Below are 23,907 nucleotides of genomic sequence, written 5' to 3' on the forward strand. Positions count from 1 at the left end.
TCGGCGACGGCGCTCAGGGCGTGTCTGCGGGGTCCGCCGGGTCGCTGCCGGCGCTCCGCTCGTCGCCGTCGAGGAAGCCGTCCTCGTCGCGATCGATGCCTGTGCGGTAGCCCGAGCCCGGGGGCGCGCACGTGTACGTCAGCGGGCGCCCCGTCGCGACGGCGATCTGGCGGAGCACGGCGTCCGGGATCGGCGGCAGCGCCATCCGGTCGGCGGCGAACTTCCCGGCTCCGGTGTAGAGAAAGCCGATCTCCTGCAAGATCACGTGGCTCTTCGCGACGAGGTCGCACTCGCCAGCATTCGCCCTCTCGATCAGGAGATCGACCCGCGGGCCGGCGGCGGCCTGGTTCTCCCAGCGCAGCGTCACCTGCTGGCCGACGATCGGCGCGACGTTCGAGTCGAAGGCGAGGAGGTACGCCTCGAGCTGCCTTCGGACCGCGTCGCCGGCCGGCGAGTCCGGCAGGCCGTCGGGGTTGTCGGGGAACGTGCCGAACTGGTTTGTGAAGCCGGTGAACGGCGAGAACCCCATCCCGCGGAAGAACCGGAACAGCGTATCAAAGCTCCCGTCATGCAGGAACCCGAACCCCCGCACCTGGTCTCCCATGGGGTCGTTGTCGCCCGGCAGGATGCCGAACTCCGGGGCTTCCATCCCGAACATCCCGACCTTCTGGTAGAGGTTGCGCAGATGCGGCGTCTTGATGAGCTGCGGCTGGAAGTCGAACGTCATGTTGCCGTCCGTGCCGAAGAAGCCGGGCTTGCCGGTGCCCGGGTTGCCGTCCGGGTCGAGGACGTGGCAGCCGTTGCAGATGGCCGTCCCGTCCAGGTTGCTGTTGAAGAAGGTGTCGCGCCCGGCCTGCTGGTCCGGCGTGAGCGAGTTGTCCAGGCGGCGGATCGGGTTGGGCGGATAGGTCACCTGGAGGATGAAGTCCGCGAACGCCTCCATGGCGGCGGGGGGGATCGGGCCGCTCCGGCCGAGCAGATCGGTGAAGCCGGCCTGGAACTTCATGAACGCGGCGCGCTCGTCGAACGAGCCGCTGTCCGGCTGGGCGTTCGGCGCGTCGTTGCCGCCCGTGCGATCGCCGCGCCAGTGCATGGGTCCATGGTTCGCCATGCCGCGCAGGCTCTGGGTCGTGGTCGGGCCCTTCATCGGGTGGAACTGCTGCGGCATCGGCTGCTGTGTGAACAGGTTGAGCAGCGGGCCGACGAACGGGCCCGGGTTGTTCGTGACCGCCGCGTCCGGATTGCCGAGATCCCACCCGAGGCTGTCGAGGTCGCCGAAGATATGGCAGCTCGCGCACGAGGAGTCGCCGTGCGCCGAGCTCGATCGCGCGTCGTAGAGCTGGCTCCGCCCGAGCGTGACGCTCGGCGGCTCGGGGCTATACATCGCGACGTGCGCCGTCTCGGCGCCGGTCGCGGTGTCGACGATCGAGATCGCGTTGTCGAAGCGGGTCAGCACGAACAGCTGGCCTCGCGGCTCGTCGAGCGCGAGCCCCGACGGGCCGCCGCCGCTCACCTCGATGTGGTCGGCCGCGTCCGGCACGAACGTGTCGTCCTCGAGGGCGGCCGTGCTGAGCACGCCGATCTTGCTCGAGCCGAGCGCGGCCACATAGAGCGTCGCGCCGTCGCTCGTGACGGCCATGTCGACCGGCTGGGCGAGGCTCGCCTCGCTCTCCGCGTTCGGCGTCGGCGCGCAGCAGGCCGCGTAGTCGATGTGCTTGTTGAGGTGCCGCGGGGCGACGCGCGGGGCGCCGCTCTTGCGGAGCACCGTGATCCGGCTCTCGTGGAGGTGGCCCCGCAGGCTCTGCCCGGCGAAGACGCCGGGGCCCTCGAACCGCTGCTCGTTCCTCGCGTCGGTGTTGGAGACGTAGATCTTCCCGTTCGCCGGGTTGACGACCATGTTGAAGAGGACCGTCCCGACGCCGGTGAAGACCCCCGAGGGCCCGGCGACGGGCCGCGGCGGGCTCGCCATCGCGTCGATGGCGAACACGTCCTTGTCGGGCAGCGAGAGCTTCACGCGATGGTCCCAGGGGTTGCCGAGCTCGTCGACCCAGTGCGCGCCGTCGAACTTGACGATGAGGCTGACCTCGGGCGCCGGGTCGCCGTCCGCGTTGGTGGCCGGTCCCGGCGAGGAGCCGTCGGGCACGAGCAGCTCGGTGACCACGGTGGTCTGGTTGCCCGAGTGGAAGCCGGCGGCGTAGACGCGGGTGCCGTCGGGCGTGGCGGCGAGCGCGCGCGGCGTGTCCGTGAAGAGGGTGAGGATCGTGAGCGGCGCGCCGCCGAGCGACGTCCCGAGGTGGTTCGCGTCGAACACCCAGACGTCGGCCCGGCCCACGCCGGGCGTCGTGAGCTCTGGATCGTTCGGGTTGTTCTGGCCGCGGTGCGCGGCCGTGATGAAGGCGCGGCGCCGCCCCGGACCGGCAAACACGATGTCTCGCGGCTCGTCGCCGACGAGCAGCGTGCGCTCGACACGGCCGCCGTATCCGCCGGGGGAGAGCTGGACGACGCTCACGCTGTCCGACACGTGGTTCACGACCCACACTTCCGTGTCGCTCCGCGCCGCCACGGCGACCGGATCGATCCCGACCGGGATCGAGCTCCGGTGGACCAGCGCGCCGTCGTGCACGCGGAAGACCTCGAGGCGGCCGTCCGGCGTGTTGAGCGCGAATAGCAAGTTTCCGCTGGGAGACAGCGCGAGCGGGCGCACCTGCCCGCTCTCGAAGAGCGTGGTAGACGAGTCGGCCAGGGCCGGAGCGCTGGACGCGAGAACAGCAGTGGACGCCGCGGCGGACAAAAGTCCGGCGGCGACCCTTCGCAGGGCGAACGATGACTTCATGGGGCCTCCTCGAGCGAGCGACTTCAGGGAGCGATCGGAGATCGGGCGATCATTCAACGATTAACACGATCACGCTCTCTCGAGATCCATGAATCAGCGCTCGTGTTTCAATTTTGAAACATGTGTGCTGTCCCACGGGCGTTCCGTCCTCCGAGGCTGTGGCGCGTCATGGGGCAATCGTTGAAGTGCAATGGCAATGGCGGCGCCGCGATGCGCGGTGCGCGGCCACCAGCGCGTGGGCGAGACGCTGCCTTCCCGCCTTCCCGCCTTCCTGTTCAGATCCGGCCACCACCCCGGCGCGGGGGCTCTGACGGGAGCTGGAGGAGGGCAGGAAGAGGAGGGAGGGCGGTCAGCGCCGGAGAGCTCGAGGACGCCCGGGCTGGGCGCCGCGGAGCGGGGGCGCTACTTCTTCGCCATCACGTACCGGAAGCCACGGCGCTCGGCGCCCGTGACGAGCGTGCCCGCGCGGTGCAGCTCGATGCCGTGGAGCTCTTTCACCTTGAGGTCGTCGAGCCGGCAGATCATGGGGACGACCTCCGGCACGCCGTGCCGCCGCGCGAAGGTCACGAGCGGGCACTCGCGCACCTCGCTGGCCCTGTCGAAGCGGAAGCCGCCCGGCTCACCCGCGAGCATGCCCTTCATGAGCAGGCGCCGCGCGGGCTTCAGCCGGAACACGATATCCATCGCGGCGCCGAGGAGCGGGCTCCGGTGAAGCTGCTTGCGGTAGAACGCGAGCAGCATGTCCTCGGCGAGGCGCAGGGCCGGCTCCCGGTCCACGCCGAGGTCGTGCAGGAGCGCCTGGTAGATCGCAAGCACGGGCGGGCCGAGCTCGAAGAGCTTGCGATCCATGCTGCTCTGGAACGGCGGTATCGTCGCCTCCAGCGCGAGGTACCGCTCCTTGACGCGCGTGTGGAGCTCCGCCGCGCACTCTTCGCCGAGCTCGCGAATCGCGACGAATCGGCCTTCCCTGAGGATCTGAGCGAGACGTTCCGACGGCGACGACGACATGCTCAGAAATTATCACAGGCGGCGCGCGAGCAAGAACCATTGTTGAAATTTCCACGGCGGAGAGGGCCACTCGAAGTGGCCGGCCTGGCCGGCCAATTGGCCCATTCGACTGGCCGGCCAGTCCGGCCAGTCCGGTCAGTCGGAGCAGCGGACCGAGCCGGTTAGCCGGTCAGCAGGCGGGGCAGCCAGCCGGTCAGCCGGTCAGCAGGCTTGTCGGGCTGGCCGGCCAGCCCGGCAGGGAAGCCGGCGTGATCGGATGAGTTCAATCCGGACGCACACGGCTCTGCCGGAGTGCCTGGTCGCCGGACAGGAGCTCTGGTGGCAGCCCTACGCGGCCGCCGGGCCCCACAGGCCGGGCACGCGCGTCCCGCACGCGGGGCACGCGCCGCCGGAGAGGAGGACCTCCTGCGTCTCGTAGTTGAACCGCCGCACCACGACCTCGTGGCAACCCGGGCAGCGGGTATGGGAGAGCTCGCGCACGCGGTCGGCCACGTTGCTGACGTAGACGTAGTTCATGCCGCGCGCGTATGCGACGCCGGCCACGTCGACGAGGAACGCCGGGTCGGTCGTCAGCCGATCGCGCATCTTGTAGCGCGGGTAGAAGGCGTTGAGGTGCCACGGGATGTCGGGATCGACGCCGGCGATCTCGGCGCCTAGGGCGCGGAGGCCGGCCGCCTTGTCGTTGAATCCCGGCACGACGAGCGTCACGACCTCGACCCAGTAGCCGAGGCGCCGGGCCTCGCCGATCGCCGCGAGCACCGGCTCCACGCGGCCGCCGAGCGTCCGGTACTGGTCGGCGCTCCACCCCTTCAGGTCGACGCGGAACACGTCGGTGACCGGGCGCATGTACGCGAGCGCCTCGGGGGTCGTGTTGCCGTCCGAGATGAGCGCCGTGACGAGCCCCCTCCGCCGCGCCTCGGTGAACACCGCGCGCGCCCACTCGGCCGTGATCATCGGCTCGTTGTAGGCGCTCGCGAGCACCCCGCAGCCCGCAGCGACGGCCACCTCGACGAGATCCACCGCGCTGATGTCGATCGGCTCGCCCTCGCCCTCGGGCTCGCGGAGGGCCTGCGAGACCTTCCAGTTCTGGCAATAAGGACAGCGCAGGTCGCACCCGAACATGCCGAAGGTGAGCGACCTCGCGCCGGGGCGCACATGGAAGATCGTGTTCGTCTCGACCGAGCGCACGTAATGGCGAGCGACGTAGCCGAACGGGACGCGGAGCTCGCCGTCCTTCTCGAAGCGGATCCCGCACGCGCCCGCGCGCCCCGGCGAGAGGACGCAGCGGTGCGCGCACGCGGTGCACCGGAGATACCCCTCCTCGGGCCCTCGCTCGTAGAGCACCCCGGGCACGGTGCGGCGGGCGAGCTTCGCCGTGAGGGGCTCGCCCGCAGCGCTGCCTGCTCCCGCCTCGGCGAGAGCGCGCTCGCCCCCGGCGCTGCCTTCTCCCGCCTCGGCAGGAGCGCGCTCGCCCGCGGGCGCCGCGCCGCGCACGAGGTCCTCGACGCGGACGTGCGGCCGGCTGCCCGGGTCGCGCGGATCGCGCGAATCGCGCGAATCGCGAGGATCGACCATCGCTGCTTCCGGGGCGCTGCGGCCGTTCGTCACCATGGGAAGGCGCCCATCCTCGCATCGGGGCCGCGAAAGACAAGGGCCGGCGCCCGCAACGGGGGTGTCAGTCCGGCAGCGCGCCCGCGCCCTCGACGAGCCCGGCGAGCTCGTCCTCGCCGAGCTCGCGCTCGCCGGCGAACGCGATCCCCACGACGGCGCGCACGCTCGCCGAGGCGTCGCGCACCGGCAGGGCCACCGCGGCCTGCGCCGCGACCGCCCTGGCCCCCGGCCGCACGTCGCCGGACGTGTCTGTCTGCAGGTTGCACGTCTGCACAGGCTGGCCGCGCTCCCAGGCGAGCCCGGCCATGCCCTTGCCGCGCGGGACGCGGCGCGTGATCTCCTGCACCTTCTCGGGGATGTTCACGGCCGCGGCCAGCGCGAGCGCGTCGCCCTCGACGAGGTGCACCGTGCCAGCGATGCCCCCGTTGTCGGCGACGAAGCTCCGCAGCCACGGATCGAGCGACTCTCGGCGCGCTTGCATGGCCGCACCCTCGACCGGCGCGGCGCCTGCGTCAACCGCGAGGACCGGCCGGAGCCGTCAGTCGGACGACTCGCAGATGTAGCGCAGGTGCAGAGAGCAGGGCTCGTCGTTCCAGCCGAGCTCTGGATAGAACCGGTTGAGCTGGCCGCAGTCCTCGCTTCCGGCGTTGTTCGGCTCCCCAGGGTACCAGTTGGTGTACGACACGGGCGCGCCGCTGTCCCAGGCGAAGTCGCCCTCGGAGGCCCTGTCGTTCAGGCCCATCCACCACTTCTGGGTCGAGTGCGCCGAGGCGAGGCTGTAGACCCAGGCCTCCTCGGCCGCGTCGTCGAGCGTGACCAGGCTCATGCCCTGGGCCGCGCAGCTCGCCTTCGCGTCGTTCCACGACTCCTGGCCGTCGCAGAACAGGTAATCGTGTCCATCGTGGGTCTGCTTGTCGCACGTCGTCGAGCCGCAGACGAGGATGGTGTGCGCGCAGAGGACCGATTGCACCGTCCCGTTGATCACGATGTCCACGTAGAAGTAGATCGTCTGCTCGACGCAGTCGTCGATCGACTGGGGCTGCGCCCTCGGCGCGCCGCTCCCGTGCTCCCGCGCGATCATCCGCTCCTGCTCGAGGGCCGCGATGTCGTCCGCGCCGAGCGCGGGGAAGTTCGCGGGATCGGCCGTGACCACGAAGCGCCCTCCCGCGGCCTCCAGGGGGCTGTACGGGTGCGAGAACAGGGGCGCCATCGCGTCTGCCATGGACGCGCTGCCCTGATCGCCGAAGGCGAGGTCGATCCGGTCGAAATCGAGGCCGTCGAACGCGAAATGAACCATCACCCCTCGCGCGCTCAGGTCGACCGAGAGCCGCTGGCCAGGCGCGAGGCGCGCGATGCTCCGGGCGTCGACCAGCACGTTCGAGGCGTCCACCTCCTCGATCGCCGCCTCATCGGGGCCCGCGGTGCTGCAGCCGGCGAGGCCGACCGCGGCCAGCGAAGCCGCGGTGAGCGGCAGCGCCAGGAAACGAGTGATACGAGCGAGCTGTTCGAGCATATTCCCTCCAGATGTGATGAATCTCGTCGGCGAGCCACGTTGTCGGGACAGGGCATGACGCGTCGCGCGCCCCGGGTTTCGCCGCAGCGCCTGCCCGGAGCGCACCCCGAAGCCGCTGCGCCCAGCGCGGCCGCAGGGGACTCCCGAGGTCCGCAAGGCCCCGAGCGCCCCCTGGCTCCGGCGCGCCCGCAGCCCAATAGATGAGCGCTGCCGCCCGGACGGTCCCGCCGACGGGCAGAGCTCGCGCGTCACGAAGCGAGCGAGTGTGCTGCCACCCTAACGGGTAGACCGCGAGTATGCGGACAGCGTGACTTCACGCCAAGGGGAAAATCGAACTCGCCAACTTTCGAGGAGAAGGTGTCCGGGCGTGTGCGTCCTCACGGGAGCTCTCGCGCACTCACGCCTCCTCCTTCACACGCTTCGGCCATCGCACGAAGAACGTCGCTCCTGCGCCGGGGTGCGACGCGACCCACACGCTCCCGCCGCGGCTCTGCACGATCTTCTTCACGACGGAGAGCCCGATCCCGGTGCCCTCCACCCTGTCGCGCGACTCGAGCGTCTGGAACAGGTCCCAGATGCGATCGTGGTACTCGGGTGCGATGCCGGGCCCGTTGTCCTTCACGGCGAACTCGTGGAAGGCCCCGGCGTCCTTGCAGGTCACCTCGACGCGGGGGTCGCTGCGGCGCGCGTGCTTCAGGGCGTTGCTGATGAGGTTCTGAAACACCTGCTGCAGCGGGACGCGCTCCGCGGCGATCGTCGGCATCCCGGGGGCGATCTCGACCTCTGCGCCCTTCGCCGGCGAGAGCAGCTCGACGACCTCCGCGAGCAGCTGGCCTGTCTCGACGCTGACCACATCGCCCCTCAGGCGCCCCGCCCGCGAGTAGTGGAGGATCCCGTCGATGAGCGTCTCCAGGCGGCGCACGCGCCCGCGCAGCAGGTGGAGGTGCTCCTGCGTCTCGCCCGTGAGCTTCCCCGCGAGCGACTCCTCGATCCACTCCGACAGGTTCGCGATCCCCCGGAGGGGCGCCTTGAGGTCGTGCGAGGCGACATAGGCGAACTGGTCGAGCTCCTGGTTCGTCTTCGCGAGCGCCGCGATGAGCTCCTCGCGATGCTGGCTCAGGTGCTCGACGCGGCGCCGCGCGAGCACCTGATCGGTCACCTCGAAGGCGACGACCATGACGCCCGTGACGGCGCCGGAGGGGTCGCGGATGGGCTGCGCGACGTAGTTGAAGAAGGCGTCGCTCGCCACGCCCCCGCGCAGGATCGGGATGTTCAGCTCGGTCACGCGCAGCGGCTGGCCGCTGCTCAGCGCGCGGTCCAAAGTCGCGATCACCTCGTGCTCGCCGATCTCCGGGAACACGTCGCGCACGTTCTTTCCGACGATCTCGGCGCGGCTGAGCATGTCGCAGTACGGCGGGTTCGCGAACTCGTAGCGGTGCTCGGGGCCGGCGAACACCGCGATGGGGACCGGCGCCTGCATGAAGAGGTCGTACAGCTTCTCGCGCTCTCGCTCGGCCGCCGCGCGCAGGCGCGCGATCTGGAGGTGCGTGGCGACCCGGGCGACGAGCTCGCGCGCGGAGAACGGCTTGGCGAGGTAGTCGTCCGCGCCCGCCTCGAGCCCCTCGACGCGCGACTCCTCGCCTGCGCGCGCCGAGAGCATGATGACCGGAACGCGGCTCGTGCGCTTGTCCTCGCGCAGCGCCCGGAGCAGGCCGAACCCGTCGAGGTTCGGCATCATCACGTCGGTGAGCACGAGATCCGGCGGGCTTTCGCGCGCGGACGCGAGCGCCGCGGCGCCGTCGGCGACCGCCTCGACCGTCCAGCGCTCGCGCAGCACGCGCCCGACGTACTCGCGCATGTCGGCGTTGTCGTCCGCGAGGAGGATGCGCGCCGCCGGGCCCGCCTCGAGCGCGGCGGCCGCTGGCGGCGAGAGCCCCGCCGGCGCGAGGGGATGGACGTCCTCGCCGGGCTCCGCCCCGGGCAGCCAGCGGAGCGCCTCGTGCACGAAGGGCACGGCGCCCGTCGCCGTCGACGCGAGCGCTCGCCTCGCGTTCACGCGGTCCTGCGGGAGGTGCGCTGTCCCGCGAGGGAGCGAGATCGTGAACGACGTCCCCGCGGAGGCCTCGCTCGCGACGCGGAGGGTCCCGCCGTGGAGGCGGACGAGCTCGTGGACGAGCGCGAGCCCGATCCCGGACCCTTCGTGGGTGCGGGACCGCGCCCCCTGGACGCGATGGAACCGCTTGAACAGGTGCGACAGCTCGTGAGCCGGGATGCCCGCCCCGGTGTCTCTCACGGTGAGATCGACGCGATCGTCATGAGCGCGGAGCGAGATCGCGACCGCGCCATCGAACGTGAACTTGAGCGCGTTCGAGAGGAGATTGAGCACGATCTTCTCCCACATGTCGTGATCGACATAGATGGGCTCGGGCATCGGCGGGCAATCGACCTCGAACGCGAGCCCGGCCCGCTCCATCGCGGAGCGAAAGGCGCTCGCGAGGTCCGCGGTGAGCGCGGAGAGATCGGTCGGCTCGTAGGACGCCTGGATCCGGCCCGCCTCGATGCGCGAGAAGTCGAGCAGCGCATTGACCAGCTTGAGGAGGCGGACCGCGTTGCGGTAGGCGGTCTCGAGATCGGCGCCCGACAGGCTCCGCTTCCCCGACGCGAGCGCGTCCTCGAGCGGCCCGAGCATCAGCGTGAGGGGCGTGCGAAACTCGTGGCTCACGTTGCTGAAGAAGGTCGTCTTCGCGCGATCGAGCTCGGCGAGGGCCTCCGCCCGCCGCTTCTCTTCCTCGTACGCTTGCGCGTTGGCGATGCTGGCCGAGATCTGGCCGGCCACGAGGTGGAGGAAGCCGCGGTAGTCGTCGTCGAAGAGGCGGAATGGATTCAATCCGACGATCAGGACCCCCGCGCGCCCCGTCTCGCCGGATGGGGAGATCGAGAGCATGGCGGCTCGCGCCGGCGGCCCTTGCCACGCGCCGGTCGGGAGGTCCCCGAGGTCGGACGGCAGCTCGACGACGCGGCAGGTCTCGTGCTCGCGCAGCACCCCGGCGAGCGGCCAGCCCGGCTCGCCCGTGAGCGCGATCGTCTCCGGGGCCGCGGCGTGCCCGCGCGCGATCCCCGTGGTCCCGGCGAGCTGCATGCGTTGCTTGTCCGCGTCGACGACGTAGATGAGCGCGAACGGGAGATCCTTTGCGTCGGTCGCGAGCGAGCGCGCGCTGCGCTCGCACGCGTCCTCCCACGTGCGCGCGTTCGCGGTCCGCGCCGCGAGCTCGCGGAGGAGCGCCAGCTGCCGCTCCCCGATGATGCGCTGTGTGTCGTCGGTATTGGCGCAGAGGATCCCGCCCGTCCCGCCCTGATCGTTCGGCACCGGGCTGTAGGAGAACGTGTAATACGTCTCCTCCTGGTAGCCGTGCCGCTCCATGATGAGGAGGAGCGCCTCGTCGTAGGTGCCCTCGTCGCGGCGCATCGCCGACGCGGCGCGCGGCCCGACCTGGCCCCAGATCTCGCGCCAGACGACGGACGCGGGCTGTCCGAGCGCCTCGGGGTGCTTGCCGCCGACGATCGATTTGTAAGCGTCGTTGTAGAGGTTGATGAGCGCGTCGCCCCACCAGACGAACATCGGCTGGCGCGAGGTCAGGATGATGCGCACGCACGTCTTCAGGCTCTGTGGCCACGACGAGACCGGGCCGAGCGGCGTCTTCGACCAGTCGATCGCGCGCATGCGCGCGCCCATCTCTCCTCCGCCGGCGAGCACAGCGTGGGCGTCCGCGCGATCGGGCGGCGGGCCCTCCTGCTTGAGCGACATGGCTCCTTGTAGCGTGCGGGAGGTGGCCGGAGAAGAGCAGAAAGATGGGTGCGTTGAGGGGGAATCGGCGGCCCGGCGCGCGGCGAGCGGGGCAGTTGCGCTACGCGCCCTCGTCGTCGGGCGGCGGCGCGTCGAGCACCGCGCGCAGCGCCCGGCGCGTCACGTCGGGCGCGTAACCCTGCCGCGCCAGGAACGCGTAAAGCTTCTGCCGCTGTTCCATCGGGGCCAGGCCCGAGAGGGAGCGGAGCTTCTTCCGCGCTGCCCGTTCGGCCACGGCGAGCTCGTCTGTTCCCTCATCGGCCATCACCTGCCGGATCGCCGCGTCGGCCACGTCGCGCGCGACGCCCTTCCGGGCCAGGTCCTGCTCGATCCTGCGGCGCGAGCGCGGCTTGCCCACGATGCCCGAGCGCGCCTTGGCCTCGGCGAAGCGCGCGTCGTCGAGCAGCCCGTTCGCCGTGAGGCGCTCGATCGCGCTCACCACGTGCTCCCGGGGCTCTCCCTTCTCGATCAGGCGCTTCTCCAGCTCCCTGGCCGACCGCGCGCGGAACGACAGGAGCCGCAGCGCCCGGTCGTAGGTCTTCTGCGCGCCGGCGCCCTCGCCGGCCTTCCGGAGCGGCTCCGCCGCGGCGGCGGGGCTGTCTTGCCCGGGCGCGAAGCCCGCGGCGCTCGCCTCGGGGACCGTGGCGAAGGCGACCCCATCGACAAGGATGACGACGTGGCCGGGCTTGTCGGGCGAGGGGACGATCCCCGTGATGATCGGCATGCGGGGCAGCACGATGGCGCAGCCCGCGCGGGCCGCAAGCGCCCTCGCGCCCGCCGGCCGGCGACCGCCGCGATCGGCCGCCTGGTCGCTCATCTCGGAGCTCGAGTCAGGGATCGAGCACGAGCACGCCGAACGCCTCGGGTACATGGAAGTCCGGCTTGGTCGTGCGGGGCGGGCTCCACGCGAGGTAGTGCCGCGGCCCCTTGCCCTCCATCCGGTAGAGGTTCATGCGCAGCCGCGCATCCGGGGCGAGCGCCTTCACGATCCCCGGCGCCGCGATCCGCGCCTCGATGACGGCCGTGCGCTCGCTTGCGCTCTGGCTTGTCGCGATCGTCGCGCCGCTCGACCACGCCGTGTCCTCCACGCGCGCATCGCGGTCGATCGCGATATCGAAGAAGTGACCGAACGGCCCGATCTCCACCTCGAAGTACCGCTTCGGCGCACCCGGATCCGGCGTGAGGAACAGCTCGATACAGTCCTCCCTGTAAAGCCCTTTCCGCTCCTCGCCGACGGGCTTCGAGCGATCCGTGTTGAGCCCGGCGTTCGAGAGCTCGAAGAGCGCATGGAGCCCCGCCGTCGACCAGAGAAAGCGCGCCCGCGTGGGGAATCCGGTGCGCTGGCCGGCATAATCGGTGTCCCACTGCACGGCCTTCGCGCGGCTCCAGGCCGCGTCGTCCGCCTTCCCGTCGAGCACGATCTGCTCTCCCGGCGGCAGCCGCGGCGCGCGCGCCTCCGGCCTCGCCGGGGTCCCGCCGTCTTGCCCGCCCTCGGGCGCCGTCTGCGAGGCCGGCGGCGCGGGCTCTGGCCCCTTTGCGGGCCCGCCGGGCAGGGGCGTTTGCCCGGGTTCCCAGTCGAGCCGGAAGGGCGCCATCGCCTTGTAGTGGACCGGCCTCGGGGTCTTCAGGAGATCTGCCCCGTCCCCCGTGATCGCCGTCGCCTTGAGGTCGAGCCCGAAGCGCTTCGCCGCCGCGTCGATGAGCGGCGATGTCCGGTGGCCGCCGAGCTCGCGCGCGAGCGCCGGGCTGTTCCACACGCCGAGGAGCTCCGCCACCACCCGGTCGACCCGCACCGGGTTCGTGCCGCCGACCGCCACCCTCTCGGCGGTGGGGCGCAGGACCTGGAAGCCGTCTCCGCCCATCGCCGGCGCTCCGTCGCCGAGCACGGCGTCCGGCGTCGAGATCTCGAGCACGTCGACCATCCGATCGGCGAAGGCGCGGAGCGACGCGAGGTACAGGGCGCGGTCCTCCTGGCCGGCGGCCTTCGTGTCGAGGTACGTCTTGAGCTCCCGGTGCATCCTCCACTTCTGCTTGTAGGCAGGCGCGCTGTCCGACAGCATGACCGTGCCCTGCATGCCCTTGATGCCGGCCGAGATGACCGAGTACCGGTGCATCTTGAGCCGCGGGAGCGACAGGAAGAGCCCGCGGTCGAGGTGCTCGGCCAGCACCCTCGGCATGAGCAGCGTCGGGACGTGGGTCGCCTGGATTCCGCGGATGGCGAGGGGCTTTCCGGGCTTATCTCCGGCCACATCGAAGACCCCGTCGTCGTCCATGGCGACGAGCGCGGCGCCCTCCTCCGCGGCCATCGCCTCATAGCCGGTCCGCTGCACGAGGTCCTTCCAGAACTTGTGCGAGTGGCCGCAGCCCTCGGCGATCGTGATCTTCGTGTGCCCGCGCGCCTTGAGGCACTGGACGACGCCTCGAACGAACTCCGGCTGCGTGATGCGGCCGGTCACGCCGTCGTCGCCCTTCGACTTCGCCGGGTCCTTCACGCTGTCGAAACCGCAGATATTCGGCTTGAGGAGCACCGGAGTCGCCGCGGGCCGCCTGGGCACCACCGCCTCGCAGATGCGCTTGCCGAGCTCCAGAGGCCCCTCGCCGCGGAGCACGGTGACGGGCGAGTCGTCGGCCTTGAGGCGCTCGATGTGCCGCTTCCTGAGGGCGGCGCCGTCGATGCTGTCCGACGCGATCACCGACGGGCCGGCCTCGTACCGCTGCGACGCGCCCGCGACCACGTCGCTCGACGCGCCCGGCGCGGCGGTGGGCACGGCCGGGTGCGTGGAGTCGGCGGCGAACGAGGCGGCGCTCGCCGCCGGCGCAGGCGCGGCCGTCGACGCGGGCGGCGGCGCCGCGTCGAGCTGCGGCTGCGCGGCGGCGGGCCCGCCGTCGCCCGGCTGGCGTTGCCGGTCCCCGCAGCCCGCGAGGACGGCGACCAGCGCCGCGAGCGCGAAGGAAGAGCGCCGCGCCCGGCGGCCGTGGAGCGCCCGTGTCCCGTTCATCATCGCGAGCACGATGGAGCGAAACGGCGGCGACGAGAAGGCAGAACGTGCAAGGTGGGGAGGGGACCGCCGCCCGGATGCGTACCGAAGACGAGCCTCGACTCCTGTTGCCCGGAAGCCACGCTGTCGTGATCGCCGCCGCGCATCCACGGGCGCTGGGCGATCCTCCAGCGTGACGAGCCACACCGGATCCACGGCCCGGTCGCGAGCGCGTGAGCGCGCCGGCCCCCTGCCGGATCGTCCTGGCGGCCCACCGGGGGCTACGCGCCGGGACGGCGTATGTCGTTCCTGTTGGCCCCGCCGCGCGCGAATCGTCTAGTCTCGACGACCGCTCCCTCTCCGAGCGCGCGCGGCGCAGCGCCGTCTCACGTCGTGCTCGATCCGGAGTCGGAGCGCACCGGCCAGGCAGCACATCGAATCGCGCCCCTTCGTCCAGCGAAATCTTCTATTCCGACCGTGGTTCGAGCGACGGAGCCATCGCTTCACATCGAGGTTGACCATGCCCCACCTGCGGATCTTCTTGCTCGTCGGTCTCGCCTTCTTCCTCGCCGCTTGCACGAGCGAATCCCCCGGGGCGACCAGCGGCGGGGCACCCCTGTGCGGGCCAGGGCAGTCTTTGTGCGGCGATGTGTGTGTCGACCTCGCCACCGATGTGGCGCACTGCGGGGCGTGCGACGTCGCCTGCCCGGAGGGGCAGCTCTGTGATGGGGCGGGGGAGTGCGCGCTGTCGTGCCAGAGCGGGCTTGTCGCGTGCGACGGGACGTGCATCGACCCGGACACGCACCGCGACCATTGCGGCGCGAGCGGTGATTGCAGCGGGAGCGACGCGGGCGTGACGTGCGCGTCCGGGGAGATCTGCAACGGCGCCGGGGAGTGCGCGCTGTCGTGCCAGAGCGGGCTTGTCGCGTGCGACGGGACGTGCATCGACCCGGACACCGACCGCGACCATTGCGGCGCGAGCAGCGATTGCCGCGGGAGCGACGCGGGCGTGACGTGCGCGTCCGGGGAGATCTGCAACGGCGCGGGGCGGTGCGAGCTGTCGTGTCAGAGCGGGCTCGTCGCGTGCGACGGGACGTGCATCGACCCGGACACCGACCGCGATCATTGCGGCGCGAGCAGCGATTGCCGTGGGAGCGATGCCGGGATCGTGTGCGCGTCCGGGGAGATCTGCAACGGCGCAGGGCGGTGCGAGCTGTCGTGCCAGAGCGGGCTGGTCGCGTGCGACGGGACGTGCATCGACCCGGACACCGACCGCGACCATTGCGGCGCGAGCAGCGATTGCCGCGGGAGCGACGCGGGCGTGACGTGCGCGTCCGGGGAGATCTGCAACGGCGCGGGGCGGTGCGAGCTGTCGTGCCAGAGCGGGCTCGTCGCGTGCGGCGGCACGTGCATCGACCCGGACACGGACCGCGACCATTGCGGCGCGAGCAGCGATTGCCGCGGGAGCGACGCCGGGATCGCGTGCGCGTCCGGGGAGATCTGCAACGGCGCGGGGCGGTGCGAGCTGTCGTGTCAGAGCGGGCTTGTCGCGTGTGGCGGCACGTGCATCGACCCGGACACGGACCGCGACCATTGCGGCGCGAGCAGCGATTGCATCGGGAGCGACGCCGGGATCGCGTGCGCGTCCGGGGAGATATGCAACGGCGCGGGGCGGTGCGAGCTGTCGTGTCAGAGCGGGCTTGTCGCGTGCGGCGGCACGTGCATCGACCCGGACACGGACCGCGACCATTGCGGCGCGAGCAGCGATTGCAGCGGGAGCGACGCCGGGATCGCGTGCGCGTCCGGGGAGATCTGCAACGGCGCGGGGCGGTGCGAGCTGTCGTGCCAGAGCGGGCTCGTTGCGTGCGACGGGACGTGCATCGACCCGGACACCGACCGCGCTCATTGCGGCGCGGGCGGCGATTGCAGCGGGAGCGACGCCGGCGCGGTCTGCGGCGCGGGCGAGATCTGCAGCGGCGGCGCATGCGAGGCCTCCTGCGCGCCGCCCCTCGTGGCGTGTGGCGGGGCCTGCGTCGACCCGTCGACCGACGAGACCTACTGTGGCGCGACCGGCGACTGCGCGGGGGCCAGCGCAGGCGCCACGTGCAGCGCGAGCGAGGCGTGCGTCGCTGGGGCGTGCGCGAGCACGGACTCGAGCCTCTCCGGCCTCTCGGTCTCCAGCGGGGCCCTGAGCCCGGCCTTCGATCCGGCGTCAGCGGTCTATGTCGTGTCCGTCGAGGATCGCATCGCCTCGATCACGGTGACGCCGTCGGCGTCGGCCGCGGGCGCCGCGATCGAGGTCAACGGGACCCCCGTCGCCTCCGGGAGCGCCTCGTCGCCCATCGCGCTGATCCAGGGCGGGAGCACCGCGATCACCATCGAGGTGACCGCGCCGAGCGGGGACGTGACGACCTATGGCGTGGTCGTCCTTCGCGGCGGGGTCGTCTCGGCGTACCTCAAGGCCTCCAACACGGACGCGGAAGACCAGTTCGGCTTCGCGGTCACGCTCGACGGGAACACGCTTGCCGTGTCCGCGCTCGGGGAGGCGAGCGCCGCGACAGGGGTCGATGGAGACCCGACCGACAACTCGAAGACCAGCGGCGCAGTGTACGTGTTCGTGCGCGACGGCGGTTCCTGGGTCCAGCAGGCGTATCTGAAGCCGACCACCGCCGACGTGAACGACAACTTCGGTTACAGCCTCTCCCTGTCCGGGGACACCCTGGCGGTCTCCGCGCAGGGCGAGGACAGCAACGCCCGCGGCGTGGACGGCAACCAGGCGAACAACGGGGCGCCGAACGCCGGGGCGGTGTACATTTTCAGGCGTAGCGGGGCGGCGTGGGCCCAGGAGGCCTATATCAAGGCATCCAACGCGGAGGCTCAGGATCAGTTCGGTTATGCGGTGACGCTCGAGGGAGACACCCTCGTCGTGGGCGCGCCTACCGAGGACAGCACTGCCACCGGCGTGAACGGCGGGCAGACGAACAACGGGGCGTCGCAGGCCGGAGCTGCCTACGTGTTCACGCGCAGCGGGACGACGTGGACCCAGCAGGCGTACCTGAAGGCGTCGAACACCGGCCTGGGCGACGCGTTCGGCGCCAGCGTCGCCCTCTCCGGGGACACGCTCGCGGTGGGCGCGGCCGGCGAGGCGAGCGCCGCGACGGGCGTGAACGGCGCGCAGACGGACAACGCTGCTTCCGGGAGCGGCGCCGTCTACGTGTTCACGCGCAGCGGTACGGCGTGGACCCAGCAGGCGTACGTGAAGGCGTCGAACACCGGCGCGGGCGACGCGTTCGGCGCCAGCGTCGCGATCTCCGCGCATTCTCTCGCTGTGGGCGCGACCGGCGAGGCGAGCGCCGCGACGGGCGTGAACGGCGCGCAGGCGGACGACAGCGCCCCCGGGAGCGGCGCCGTCTATGTGTTCACGCGCAGCGGGACGAGCTGGTCCCAGCAGGCCTATCTCAAGGCGTCCAACGCGGAGAGCGGCGACGCGTTCGGGTCTGCAGTCTCGATCGACAACGATTTCCTCATCGCGGGCGCGCCCGGCGAGGACAGCAGCTCCACGGATTGGGGCTGGCTCGAGTCGGACAACGGCGCGTCCGGGGGCGGGGCCGCGTACCTGTTCGAGCGCTCCGGCGGCGCCTGGGCGCAGGACGCGTACATCAAGGCAGCGAACACCGGGGCGTCGGACGCCTTCGGGGCGCGCCTCGACCTGCACGGCACGACGCTCGTCGTCGCCGCGGCCGGGGAGGACAGCAGCGCCACGGGCGTCGACGGCGACGGGGCGAACGAAGCGGCGACCGACAGCGGCGCTTGCTACAGCGCCAGCTGGTAGCCGACGGCGAGCGTTTGACGAGACAGGGCATTCACCGCGTGGTCAACGACCTTCAAGAGTGAATGCCCGTTCCCCCCCCCCTTTTTGCGCCTTTGCGCCTTTGCGCCTTTGCGTTGAATTCTCGTCTCCAAGGACCGACGATCTCAGTCAATCGGTATCCCCGCGTGAGCGGAGAGCCGCGCCGCTCAGCGCCGGTCGAGCCCCACGATCCGATCGAGCAGCGCCCGATCCAGGCTCGCCTCGACCGCCGTGGCGAGCCGGTCGTACTCCTCGTGACGGCTCGGGATCGCCGTCGCCCCCGCGGGCGCGGGGAGCCCCCGCCGCTCGCGCAGCGCCGCGAGGAGCGACCGCCTGAGCCCGTCGTTCTCGAAGAGCCCGTGGATCATCGTGCCCACCACCGCGCCGTCCGCGGATACGGCCCCATCGAGCGCCGCCTCGGCCCTGCCGCTCCTCGATCCGATCGCGAACGCCGCGCGCGCGCCGCCCACCCGCTCCACCCGGCCCATGTGGATCTCGTAGCCGGTCAGCTCTCCCTCTCCCGCGCTCGCCGCGTCCCCCGCGCCCAGGAACGAATCGCCCGCGAGCCGCGCCCGCACCTGCGCCGTCGTCTTGGTCCGCTCGAACCGCGTCCCCACGTCGAGCAGCCCCAGGCCCCGCGCCGCCGGCTCGGCCGACTCGACGCCTTCCGGATCCTCGATCGCCCCGCCGAGCATCTGGCAGCCGCCGCAGATCCCGAGCGTCCACCCGCCTTGCCGGGCGCGCGCCGCGACCGCCTCCGCGAGGCCGCTCGCGCGCAGCCACGCGAGGTCGGCCATCGTGCTCTTCGTCCCGGGGAGCACCACGAGATCCGCCCCGCCGATCTCGTCCGGCCGCTCGATGAACCGCACAACCACGTCCCGCTCGTGCTCCAGCGGCTCCACGTCGTCGTAATTCGATATCCGCGGCAGCCCGACCACCGCGATGTCGATCTGCCCCGGGCCCGCCGCCCCTCGCCGCCGCCGGCCCTCCAGCGACACCGAGTCCTCGTCCGCGATCCGCAGGTGCTTCAGATAAGGCACCACGCCGAGCACCGGGACGCCCGTCCGCGCGGTGAGCATCTCGAGCCCCGGCTCGAGCAGCGTGATGTCGCCGCGGAACTTGTTGATCACGAACGCCGCCACCCGCGCGCGCTCGTCGGGCTCGAGCAGCGCCATCGTCCCCACGAGCGCCGCGAACACCCCGCCGCGATCGATGTCGCCGGCGAGGAGCACCGGCGCGTCGGCGACGCGCGCGACATGCATGTTCACGATGTCGCGGTCCTTCAGGTTGATCTCCGCGGGGCTGCCCGCCCCCTCGATCACCACGACGTCGTGCGCCTCCCGGAGCCGCCCCAGCGAGCGGGCGATGATGTCCTTGAGCTCCCCGCGATAAGCGAAGTAGTCGCGCGCGTGCAGGCTCCCGATCGGCTTGCCGAGGACGACCACCTGCGAGCGCGAGTCCCCCTCCGGCTTGAGCAGGACCGGGTTCATGTCGACCGTCGGCGCCACGCGCGCCGCCTCGGCCTGCACCGCCTGCGCCCGGCCGATCTCGCCGCCGTCCAGGGTCGCGAACGAGTTCAGCGCCATGTTCTGCGACTTGAACGGCGCGACCCTGAGCCCCCGCCGCTGGAACATCCGGCAGAGCGCCGTGCAGAGGAGGCTCTTGCCGACCGAGGACGCGGTGCCCTGCACCATCACCGTGAGCGCTGTCATCGCCAAAGCTCCTGTCCGAAGGATGTCGCCGCGAGCGCGGTCGCCGCGAGCCCGGCGAAGAGCAGCGCCGCGAGCCCGACGATGCGGCAGGCCTCGTCGATGAGCTCCCTCCGGAGCGGCTCCACCGCGTCGCCGAGGCGGTAATGGCCGCGCTTCTCGAGCTCGACCCGGAGCAGCCCCGCCATCGCCGCCATCGGCCGGCCGGCGTTCGGGCTCTCGGTGCGGCCGCCGTCGCGGAGGAGCACGGCGAGGCCGCGGCGCGCGTCGGCGCCGCGGAGCCAGCCGGCGGCGAGGAGCAGGAGCGCGGTGAGGCGCGCGGGCACGAAGTTCAGCGCGTCGTCGAGCCGCGCCGACGCCTTGCCGAGGTACTCGTAGCGCCCGTGGTAGCCGATCATCGCGTCGAGGGTGTTCACCGCGCGGTAGAAGAGCGCGCCCGGCAGCCCGAAGAGGGCGAAATAGAAGAGCGGCGCGACGAAGCTGTCCGACGCGTTCTCGGCGACCGACTCGATCGACGCGGCGACCAGCGCGGGCTCGTCGAGCTCCGACGGGTCGCGGCTGCAGAGGCTCCGCAGGGCGCCGCGGGCCGCGGGGACGTCGCCGGCCGCGAGCGCGTCGCGCACGCCGAAGGCCGCGTCGCGGAGCGCGCGCAGGGCGAAGGTCGGCTTCAGAAGGAGACCTGACAAAGCGACGCAGACGACCGGGTGCGGGGCGATCAGCGCGGCGAGCCCGGCGCCCAGGGCCGCGAACAGGCACGGGACGGCGAGGGCCATGAGCGCGCCGAAGAGGAGCTCGGCCACGCGGCCGGACCGCGGCGCGCGGCGCTTCAGCGCCTGGATCGCGGAGCCCATCCACACGACCGGGTGGACGGCGGCCGGGGGCTCGCCGCAGGCGAGGTCGAGCGCGACCGCCACGAGCACCGCGGCGGCGGCGGTCATCGCCCGTCCTCGCCCATGACGGCGACCGGGCCGGGGCGCAGGCGCAGGATGGCGCCCATCACGGCCACGTAGAGCTCGCTGGCCGACCGGTTGAGCCGCTGGTGCGCGCGTCCGGCGAGATCGCGGAAGGCGCGGCCGAGCCGGCTCTCGGGGACGATGCCCATGCCCACCTCGTTCGACACGAGGACGACGTGGGGCGCCGCCGACTCGACGGCGGCGGCGAGATCCTCGATGCGCGCCTCGATGCGATCGAGCTCGCGGCCCTCGGTCTCGTCGCGGAGCAGCAGGTTCGACAGCCAGAGGGTGAGGCAGTCGACAACGACCACGTCGACGCCGGTGAGCGAGGCGATGCGCTCGGGGAGCCCGACCGGCTCCTCGAGGGTGGTGAACTCGTCGCCCCGCTCGCGGGCGTGGGCGGCGATGCGCGCCCGCATCTCGTCGTCGAACGGCTCGGCGGTCGCGATGAAGGCGCGGCGCGCCCCGAGCGAGCGCGCGAGGGACAGCGCGAACGCGCTCTTGCCGGAGCGCACGCCGCCGCCGACGAGGGCGATCCGCCGCGGCGCCGCGCGCGCGCCGCTCATCGCCCCTGCTCCTTCCGGTGCGCGGCGGCGCTCGCCACGAGCCCCTCGGGGACGAGCGGGTTCGAGGCCCAGTGCGCGTGGACGTAGGAGGCGAGGACGCGCTGCGCCAAGTACCCCTCGCGCGTGACCTGGCCGCCGCGCCGGCGCCGCACGGAGTAGGCGTGCTCGATCGGCAAGGGCGCCTGCGCGGCGGGCGCGGCGGGCGCGGCGGGCGCGGGCGGCGCGGCGGGCGCGGGCGGCGGTTCGGGCGATGCCGGCGCCTGCGTGGGCTGCGTGGGGCGGAGCTCGGAGTAGCGGAACTGGTGCCCGCGGAAGCGGAGCCCCGCTCCGCCGAGGATCGTGCGCGCCTGCGTCTCCACCTCGACGTAGCCGAGCGCCTGCAGCTTCTCGCACATCACGGCCTCCGCCGGCACGAGCCCGACCATGGGGTGCGCGCGCCCGTCCAGCGTGCGGATCGCCTCGGTCAGGTACATGAGCCCGCCGCACTCGGCGTAGATCGGGCCCCCGCCGCCGGCGAACGCGCGGATCTCGGCGCGCAGGGCGGCGTTCTCGGTCAGGCGCTCCGCGTGCGCCTCGGGGTAGCCGCCGCCCAGGTAGAGCGCGTCGACGTCGGGCAAGCGCGCGTCGCGGATCGGTGAGAACCGCACGAGCTCGGCCCCCGCGGCCTCGAGGCGGCGCAGGTTGTCCGCGTAGTAGAAGTGGAAGGCCTCGTCGAACGCCACGCCGAGGCGCACCCGGCGCGGTTGCGCCCCGCCGCTCGCTCCTGTCGCGGCTCCGCCCGCTGCTATCCTGGGCGCAGCCGCCGCCGCCGGCGGGGCCGCCTCCGCCGTCTGCGGCAAGGGCGGCGCCCCGCGCGCGATCTCGAGCAGCGCGTCGAGCCCGATCCACGCCTCGGCCTGCGCGCCCCAGTGGTCGAAGCGCTCCTCCGGGAGCGCGGCCTCGTCGGCCGTGCGCAGGCCGAGGTGGCGCTCGGGGAAGCTCTGCGCCTCGTCCCGCGGCAGGCCGCCGAGCACGGGCGGCGAGCGCTGCGCCTGTCGAAGAATGTCGAGGTGCCCCCGGCTGCCGACCCGGTTGCACACGACCGCGGCGACGCGGAGCCCCGGATCGAAGCCCGCGAAGCCCTGCACCAGCGCCGCGACGCTGCGGGCCATCCCGGACGCGTCGACAACGAGCGCGACCGGCGCCTCGAGCCACTTCGCGATCTCGGCCGTCGAGCCCTCTTCCCCGGTCGGGCTCGCCCCGTCGAACAGCCCCATCACCCCCTCGATCAGCGCCACATCGGCGCCCGCGGCCTCCGCCGCGAACGTCGACAGGACCGCCTCCCGGCCCATCATCCAGCCGTCGAGGTTGTGCGACGTCCGGGCGACGGCGCGCGCGTGGTACGTCGGATCCAGGTAGTCGGGGCCGCACTTGAACAGGGCGACCCGCAGGCCGCGGGCGCGGAGCGCGCGCGCGATCGCGACCGTGGTGGTCGTCTTCCCGACGCCGCTCGCCGTGCCGGCCACGACGAGCCGGGGGATGGCCAGGCTCATCAGAAATCGACTCCGATCTGGGCCTTCGCCCCCTGCTCGAACGGGTGCTTCACCGACCTCATCTCCGTCACCAGATCGGCGAGCGCCACGAGCGCGTCGGGGGCGTTCCTGCCGGTGATCACCACGTGCACGTGCGCGGGCCTCCCGCGCAGCGCCGCGAGGAGCTCGTCCTCCGCGATGAAGCCGTAGTGCAGCGCATACGTGATCTCGTCGAGCACGACGATGTCCTGCTCGCCGCCCGCGATGAGCGCCGCGGCCTCCTGGAACGCGGCGCGCGCAGCCGCCTTGTCGCGCGAGAGGTCGTCGCTCTCCCAGGTGAAGCCGCGCCCCATCACGAGGAAGGTGAGGCCGGGGAGCGTCTCGGCGAACAGGCGCTCTCCCGTCTTCCACTTCCCCTTGATGAACTGCACGACGGCGACGCGCATGCCCCGGCCGAGCGCGCGGAACACCATCCCGAGCGCGGCCGTCGTCTTGCCTTTGCCGTGGCCGGTATAGACGATGACGAGCCCTCTCCGACCCGCCGCCGGCGCCCCGGCGCCTCCCTCTGCCGCCGGCGCCCCGGCGCCTTGCTCCGCGCTCACGAGCCCTCCTCCGCCGGGCGCGGAGTGCGCGGCTTCTCGGCCTTGCGGAACCTGTGGCTGAACTCCGGATCATAGAGCCGCGAGTCGGCGAAATCCGTGGACGTGAGCACCCGGCCGACCAGGATCATCGACTGGCTCTTGATCCCCTCGGCCCGCACCTTCTCCCGGATGTCGGCGAGCGTGCCAGTCACGATCTTCTGATCGGGGCAGCTCGCCTTGTGCACCACCGCGACCGGGCAATCGGCGCCGTAGGACGGGATGAGCGCCGCGGTCACGTCCTTGAGCAGGGTGATGCTCAGGAACAGGCAGAGCGTCGCCTTGTGGCGCGCGAGCTCCTCGAGCCGCTCGGCCGGCGGCACCGGCGTGCGCCCCTCGGCGCGCGTCAGGATCACGGTCTGCGAGAGCTCCGGGAGCGTGAGCTCGCGCCCGAGCGCCGCCGCCGCCGCCGTGAACGACGAGACGCCGGGGATGATATCGTAGGGGATCCCGAGCTCGTCCATCCGGCGCATCTGCTCGGCGGTCGACCCGAACAGGACCGGATCGCCGGTGTGCACGCGCGCCACGTCGTGCCCTGCCTCCCTCGCCTCGACGAAGACCGCCACGATCTGGTCGAGGGTCATGCCGGAGGAGTCGATGACCCGGGCGTCCGGCCGCGCGGTGGCCACGACCTCCCGCGGGACGAGGGAGCCCGTGTACATGACGACAGGGCAGCGGGCGACGAGCTCGGCGCCGCGGACCGTGATGAGCCCGGGGTCGCCCGGGCCCGCGCCGATGATGTAGACGCGCATGGGGGTTCTCTCCTCGTTTCGTGCGCCGGCCATCCTGCCGGGGAGCGCTGGCGCGCGAAGCTAGAGCGGTCGCGAAGCGAACGCCAGGCCTCCATGCTTCGTCCAGTCCACGCTTCTTTCCTCGTCGCCCTCGCGGAGGAG

The 23,907-nt window shown here is 72.2% G+C and carries 15 protein-coding genes; 1 reads left to right on the forward strand and 14 read right to left on the reverse strand.

What is annotated here, in order from left to right; genetic code table 11:
• Positions 1 to 13: 13 nt before the first annotated feature.
• The 8 genes from WMF36_RS01480 to WMF36_RS01515 form a co-directional block, all read right to left on the reverse strand.
• A complete protein-coding gene (locus WMF36_RS01480) occupies positions 14 to 2,833 on the reverse strand; it encodes a hypothetical protein (protein ID WP_437577771.1) in 2,820 nt (939 codons plus the stop codon).
• 402 nt (positions 2,834 to 3,235) lie between these two features.
• On the reverse strand, positions 3,236 to 3,841 hold the full coding sequence (locus WMF36_RS01485) for an L-2-amino-thiazoline-4-carboxylic acid hydrolase (protein ID WP_437577772.1): 606 nt from the start codon (positions 3,839 to 3,841) through the stop codon (positions 3,236 to 3,238).
• 327 nt (positions 3,842 to 4,168) lie between these two features.
• Positions 4,169 to 5,452: a radical SAM protein gene (locus tag WMF36_RS01490; protein ID WP_437577773.1), complete on the reverse strand. Its 1,284-nt coding sequence runs from the start codon at positions 5,450 to 5,452 to the stop codon at positions 4,169 to 4,171.
• A 64-nt stretch (positions 5,453 to 5,516) separates the two neighbouring features.
• Positions 5,517 to 5,933 (reverse strand): GAF domain-containing protein, encoded by a 417-nt coding sequence (locus WMF36_RS01495; protein ID WP_437577774.1) that lies wholly within the window; start codon positions 5,931 to 5,933, stop codon positions 5,517 to 5,519.
• Positions 5,934 to 5,990: 57 nt separating this feature from the next.
• The gene (locus tag WMF36_RS01500) at positions 5,991 to 6,965 is read right to left on the reverse strand and encodes a C-type lectin domain-containing protein (protein ID WP_437577775.1); all 975 of its coding nucleotides are present in this window, start codon (positions 6,963 to 6,965) and stop codon (positions 5,991 to 5,993) included.
• Positions 6,966 to 7,362: 397 nt separating this feature from the next.
• Positions 7,363 to 10,770 carry an ATP-binding protein gene (locus WMF36_RS01505; RefSeq protein ID WP_437577776.1) on the reverse strand — a complete coding sequence of 1,136 codons (3,408 nt, stop codon included), beginning with the start codon at positions 10,768 to 10,770 and terminating at the stop codon, positions 7,363 to 7,365.
• 100 nt (positions 10,771 to 10,870) lie between these two features.
• Positions 10,871 to 11,626 carry a regulatory protein RecX gene (locus tag WMF36_RS01510; protein WP_437577777.1) on the reverse strand — a complete coding sequence of 252 codons (756 nt, stop codon included), beginning with the start codon at positions 11,624 to 11,626 and terminating at the stop codon, positions 10,871 to 10,873.
• Between the two features lie 13 nt (positions 11,627 to 11,639).
• Complete coding sequence (locus tag WMF36_RS01515) at positions 11,640 to 13,811, reverse strand: carbohydrate-binding family 9-like protein (RefSeq protein ID WP_437577778.1); 2,172 nt, start codon at positions 13,809 to 13,811, stop codon at positions 11,640 to 11,642.
• A 496-nt stretch (positions 13,812 to 14,307) separates the two neighbouring features.
• Between WMF36_RS01515 and WMF36_RS01520 the strand changes: the two genes are divergently transcribed.
• Entirely contained in the window at positions 14,308 to 17,619 is a 3,312-nt protein-coding gene (locus WMF36_RS01520; RefSeq protein ID WP_437577779.1) for a cadherin-like beta sandwich domain-containing protein, read from the forward strand.
• 185 nt (positions 17,620 to 17,804) lie between these two features.
• Here the strand turns inward: WMF36_RS01520 and WMF36_RS01525 are convergent, their stop codons facing one another.
• Genes WMF36_RS01525 through cobM form a run of 6 tightly spaced genes read right to left on the reverse strand, consistent with a single transcriptional unit; the run spans position 17,805 to position 23,766 of the window.
• Positions 17,805 to 19,349 carry a cobyric acid synthase gene (locus tag WMF36_RS01525; protein WP_437577780.1) on the reverse strand — a complete coding sequence of 515 codons (1,545 nt, stop codon included), beginning with the start codon at positions 19,347 to 19,349 and terminating at the stop codon, positions 17,805 to 17,807.
• On the reverse strand, positions 19,346 to 20,284 hold the full coding sequence (gene cbiB, locus WMF36_RS01530; protein WP_437577781.1) for an adenosylcobinamide-phosphate synthase CbiB: 939 nt from the start codon (positions 20,282 to 20,284) through the stop codon (positions 19,346 to 19,348). Before cbiB ends, WMF36_RS01525 begins: the two co-directional genes overlap by 4 nt.
• Positions 20,281 to 20,865: a bifunctional adenosylcobinamide kinase/adenosylcobinamide-phosphate guanylyltransferase gene (gene cobU, locus WMF36_RS01535; protein ID WP_437577782.1), complete on the reverse strand. Its 585-nt coding sequence runs from the start codon at positions 20,863 to 20,865 to the stop codon at positions 20,281 to 20,283. The genes cbiB and cobU overlap by 4 nt, the downstream gene beginning before the upstream one ends.
• On the reverse strand, positions 20,862 to 22,397 hold the full coding sequence (locus WMF36_RS01540) for a cobyrinate a,c-diamide synthase (RefSeq protein ID WP_437577783.1): 1,536 nt from the start codon (positions 22,395 to 22,397) through the stop codon (positions 20,862 to 20,864). The genes cobU and WMF36_RS01540 overlap by 4 nt, the downstream gene beginning before the upstream one ends.
• Complete coding sequence (cobO, locus tag WMF36_RS01545; protein WP_437577784.1) at positions 22,397 to 22,978, reverse strand: cob(I)yrinic acid a,c-diamide adenosyltransferase; 582 nt, start codon at positions 22,976 to 22,978, stop codon at positions 22,397 to 22,399. Before cobO ends, WMF36_RS01540 begins: the two co-directional genes overlap by 1 nt.
• Positions 22,975 to 23,766, reverse strand: coding sequence for a precorrin-4 C(11)-methyltransferase (gene cobM, locus WMF36_RS01550; protein ID WP_437577785.1), 792 nt, complete (start codon positions 23,764 to 23,766; stop codon positions 22,975 to 22,977). The genes cobO and cobM overlap by 4 nt, the downstream gene beginning before the upstream one ends.
• Positions 23,767 to 23,907 lie beyond the last annotated feature (141 nt).

Source organism: Sorangium sp. So ce887, from assembly GCF_051521455.1.
Classification (GTDB): Bacteria; Myxococcota_A; Polyangia; order Polyangiales; family Polyangiaceae; genus Sorangium.

What these genes read in the sequence shown, in the direction of transcription:
- WMF36_RS01480 (WP_437577771.1), bottom strand. Translation starts at nt 2,833, where the DNA reads ATGAAGTCATCGTTCGCCCTGCGAAGGGTCGCCGCCGGACTTTTGTCC.
- WMF36_RS01485 (WP_437577772.1), bottom strand. Translation starts at nt 3,841, where the DNA reads ATGTCGTCGTCGCCGTCGGAACGTCTCGCTCAGATCCTCAGGGAAGGC.
- WMF36_RS01490 (WP_437577773.1), bottom strand. Translation starts at nt 5,452, where the DNA reads ATGGTGACGAACGGCCGCAGCGCCCCGGAAGCAGCGATGGTCGATCCT.
- WMF36_RS01495 (WP_437577774.1), bottom strand. Translation starts at nt 5,933, where the DNA reads ATGCAAGCGCGCCGAGAGTCGCTCGATCCGTGGCTGCGGAGCTTCGTC.
- WMF36_RS01500 (WP_437577775.1), bottom strand. Translation starts at nt 6,965, where the DNA reads ATGCTCGAACAGCTCGCTCGTATCACTCGTTTCCTGGCGCTGCCGCTC.
- WMF36_RS01505 (WP_437577776.1), bottom strand. Translation starts at nt 10,770, where the DNA reads ATGTCGCTCAAGCAGGAGGGCCCGCCGCCCGATCGCGCGGACGCCCAC.
- WMF36_RS01510 (WP_437577777.1), bottom strand. Translation starts at nt 11,626, where the DNA reads ATGAGCGACCAGGCGGCCGATCGCGGCGGTCGCCGGCCGGCGGGCGCG.
- WMF36_RS01515 (WP_437577778.1), bottom strand. Translation starts at nt 13,811, where the DNA reads ATGATGAACGGGACACGGGCGCTCCACGGCCGCCGGGCGCGGCGCTCT.
- WMF36_RS01520 (WP_437577779.1), top strand. Translation starts at nt 14,308, where the DNA reads ATGCCCCACCTGCGGATCTTCTTGCTCGTCGGTCTCGCCTTCTTCCTC.
- WMF36_RS01525 (WP_437577780.1), bottom strand. Translation starts at nt 19,349, where the DNA reads ATGACAGCGCTCACGGTGATGGTGCAGGGCACCGCGTCCTCGGTCGGC.
- cbiB (WP_437577781.1), bottom strand. Translation starts at nt 20,284, where the DNA reads ATGACCGCCGCCGCCGCGGTGCTCGTGGCGGTCGCGCTCGACCTCGCC.
- cobU (WP_437577782.1), bottom strand. Translation starts at nt 20,865, where the DNA reads ATGAGCGGCGCGCGCGCGGCGCCGCGGCGGATCGCCCTCGTCGGCGGC.
- WMF36_RS01540 (WP_437577783.1), bottom strand. Translation starts at nt 22,397, where the DNA reads ATGAGCCTGGCCATCCCCCGGCTCGTCGTGGCCGGCACGGCGAGCGGC.
- cobM (WP_437577785.1), bottom strand. Translation starts at nt 23,766, where the DNA reads ATGCGCGTCTACATCATCGGCGCGGGCCCGGGCGACCCCGGGCTCATC.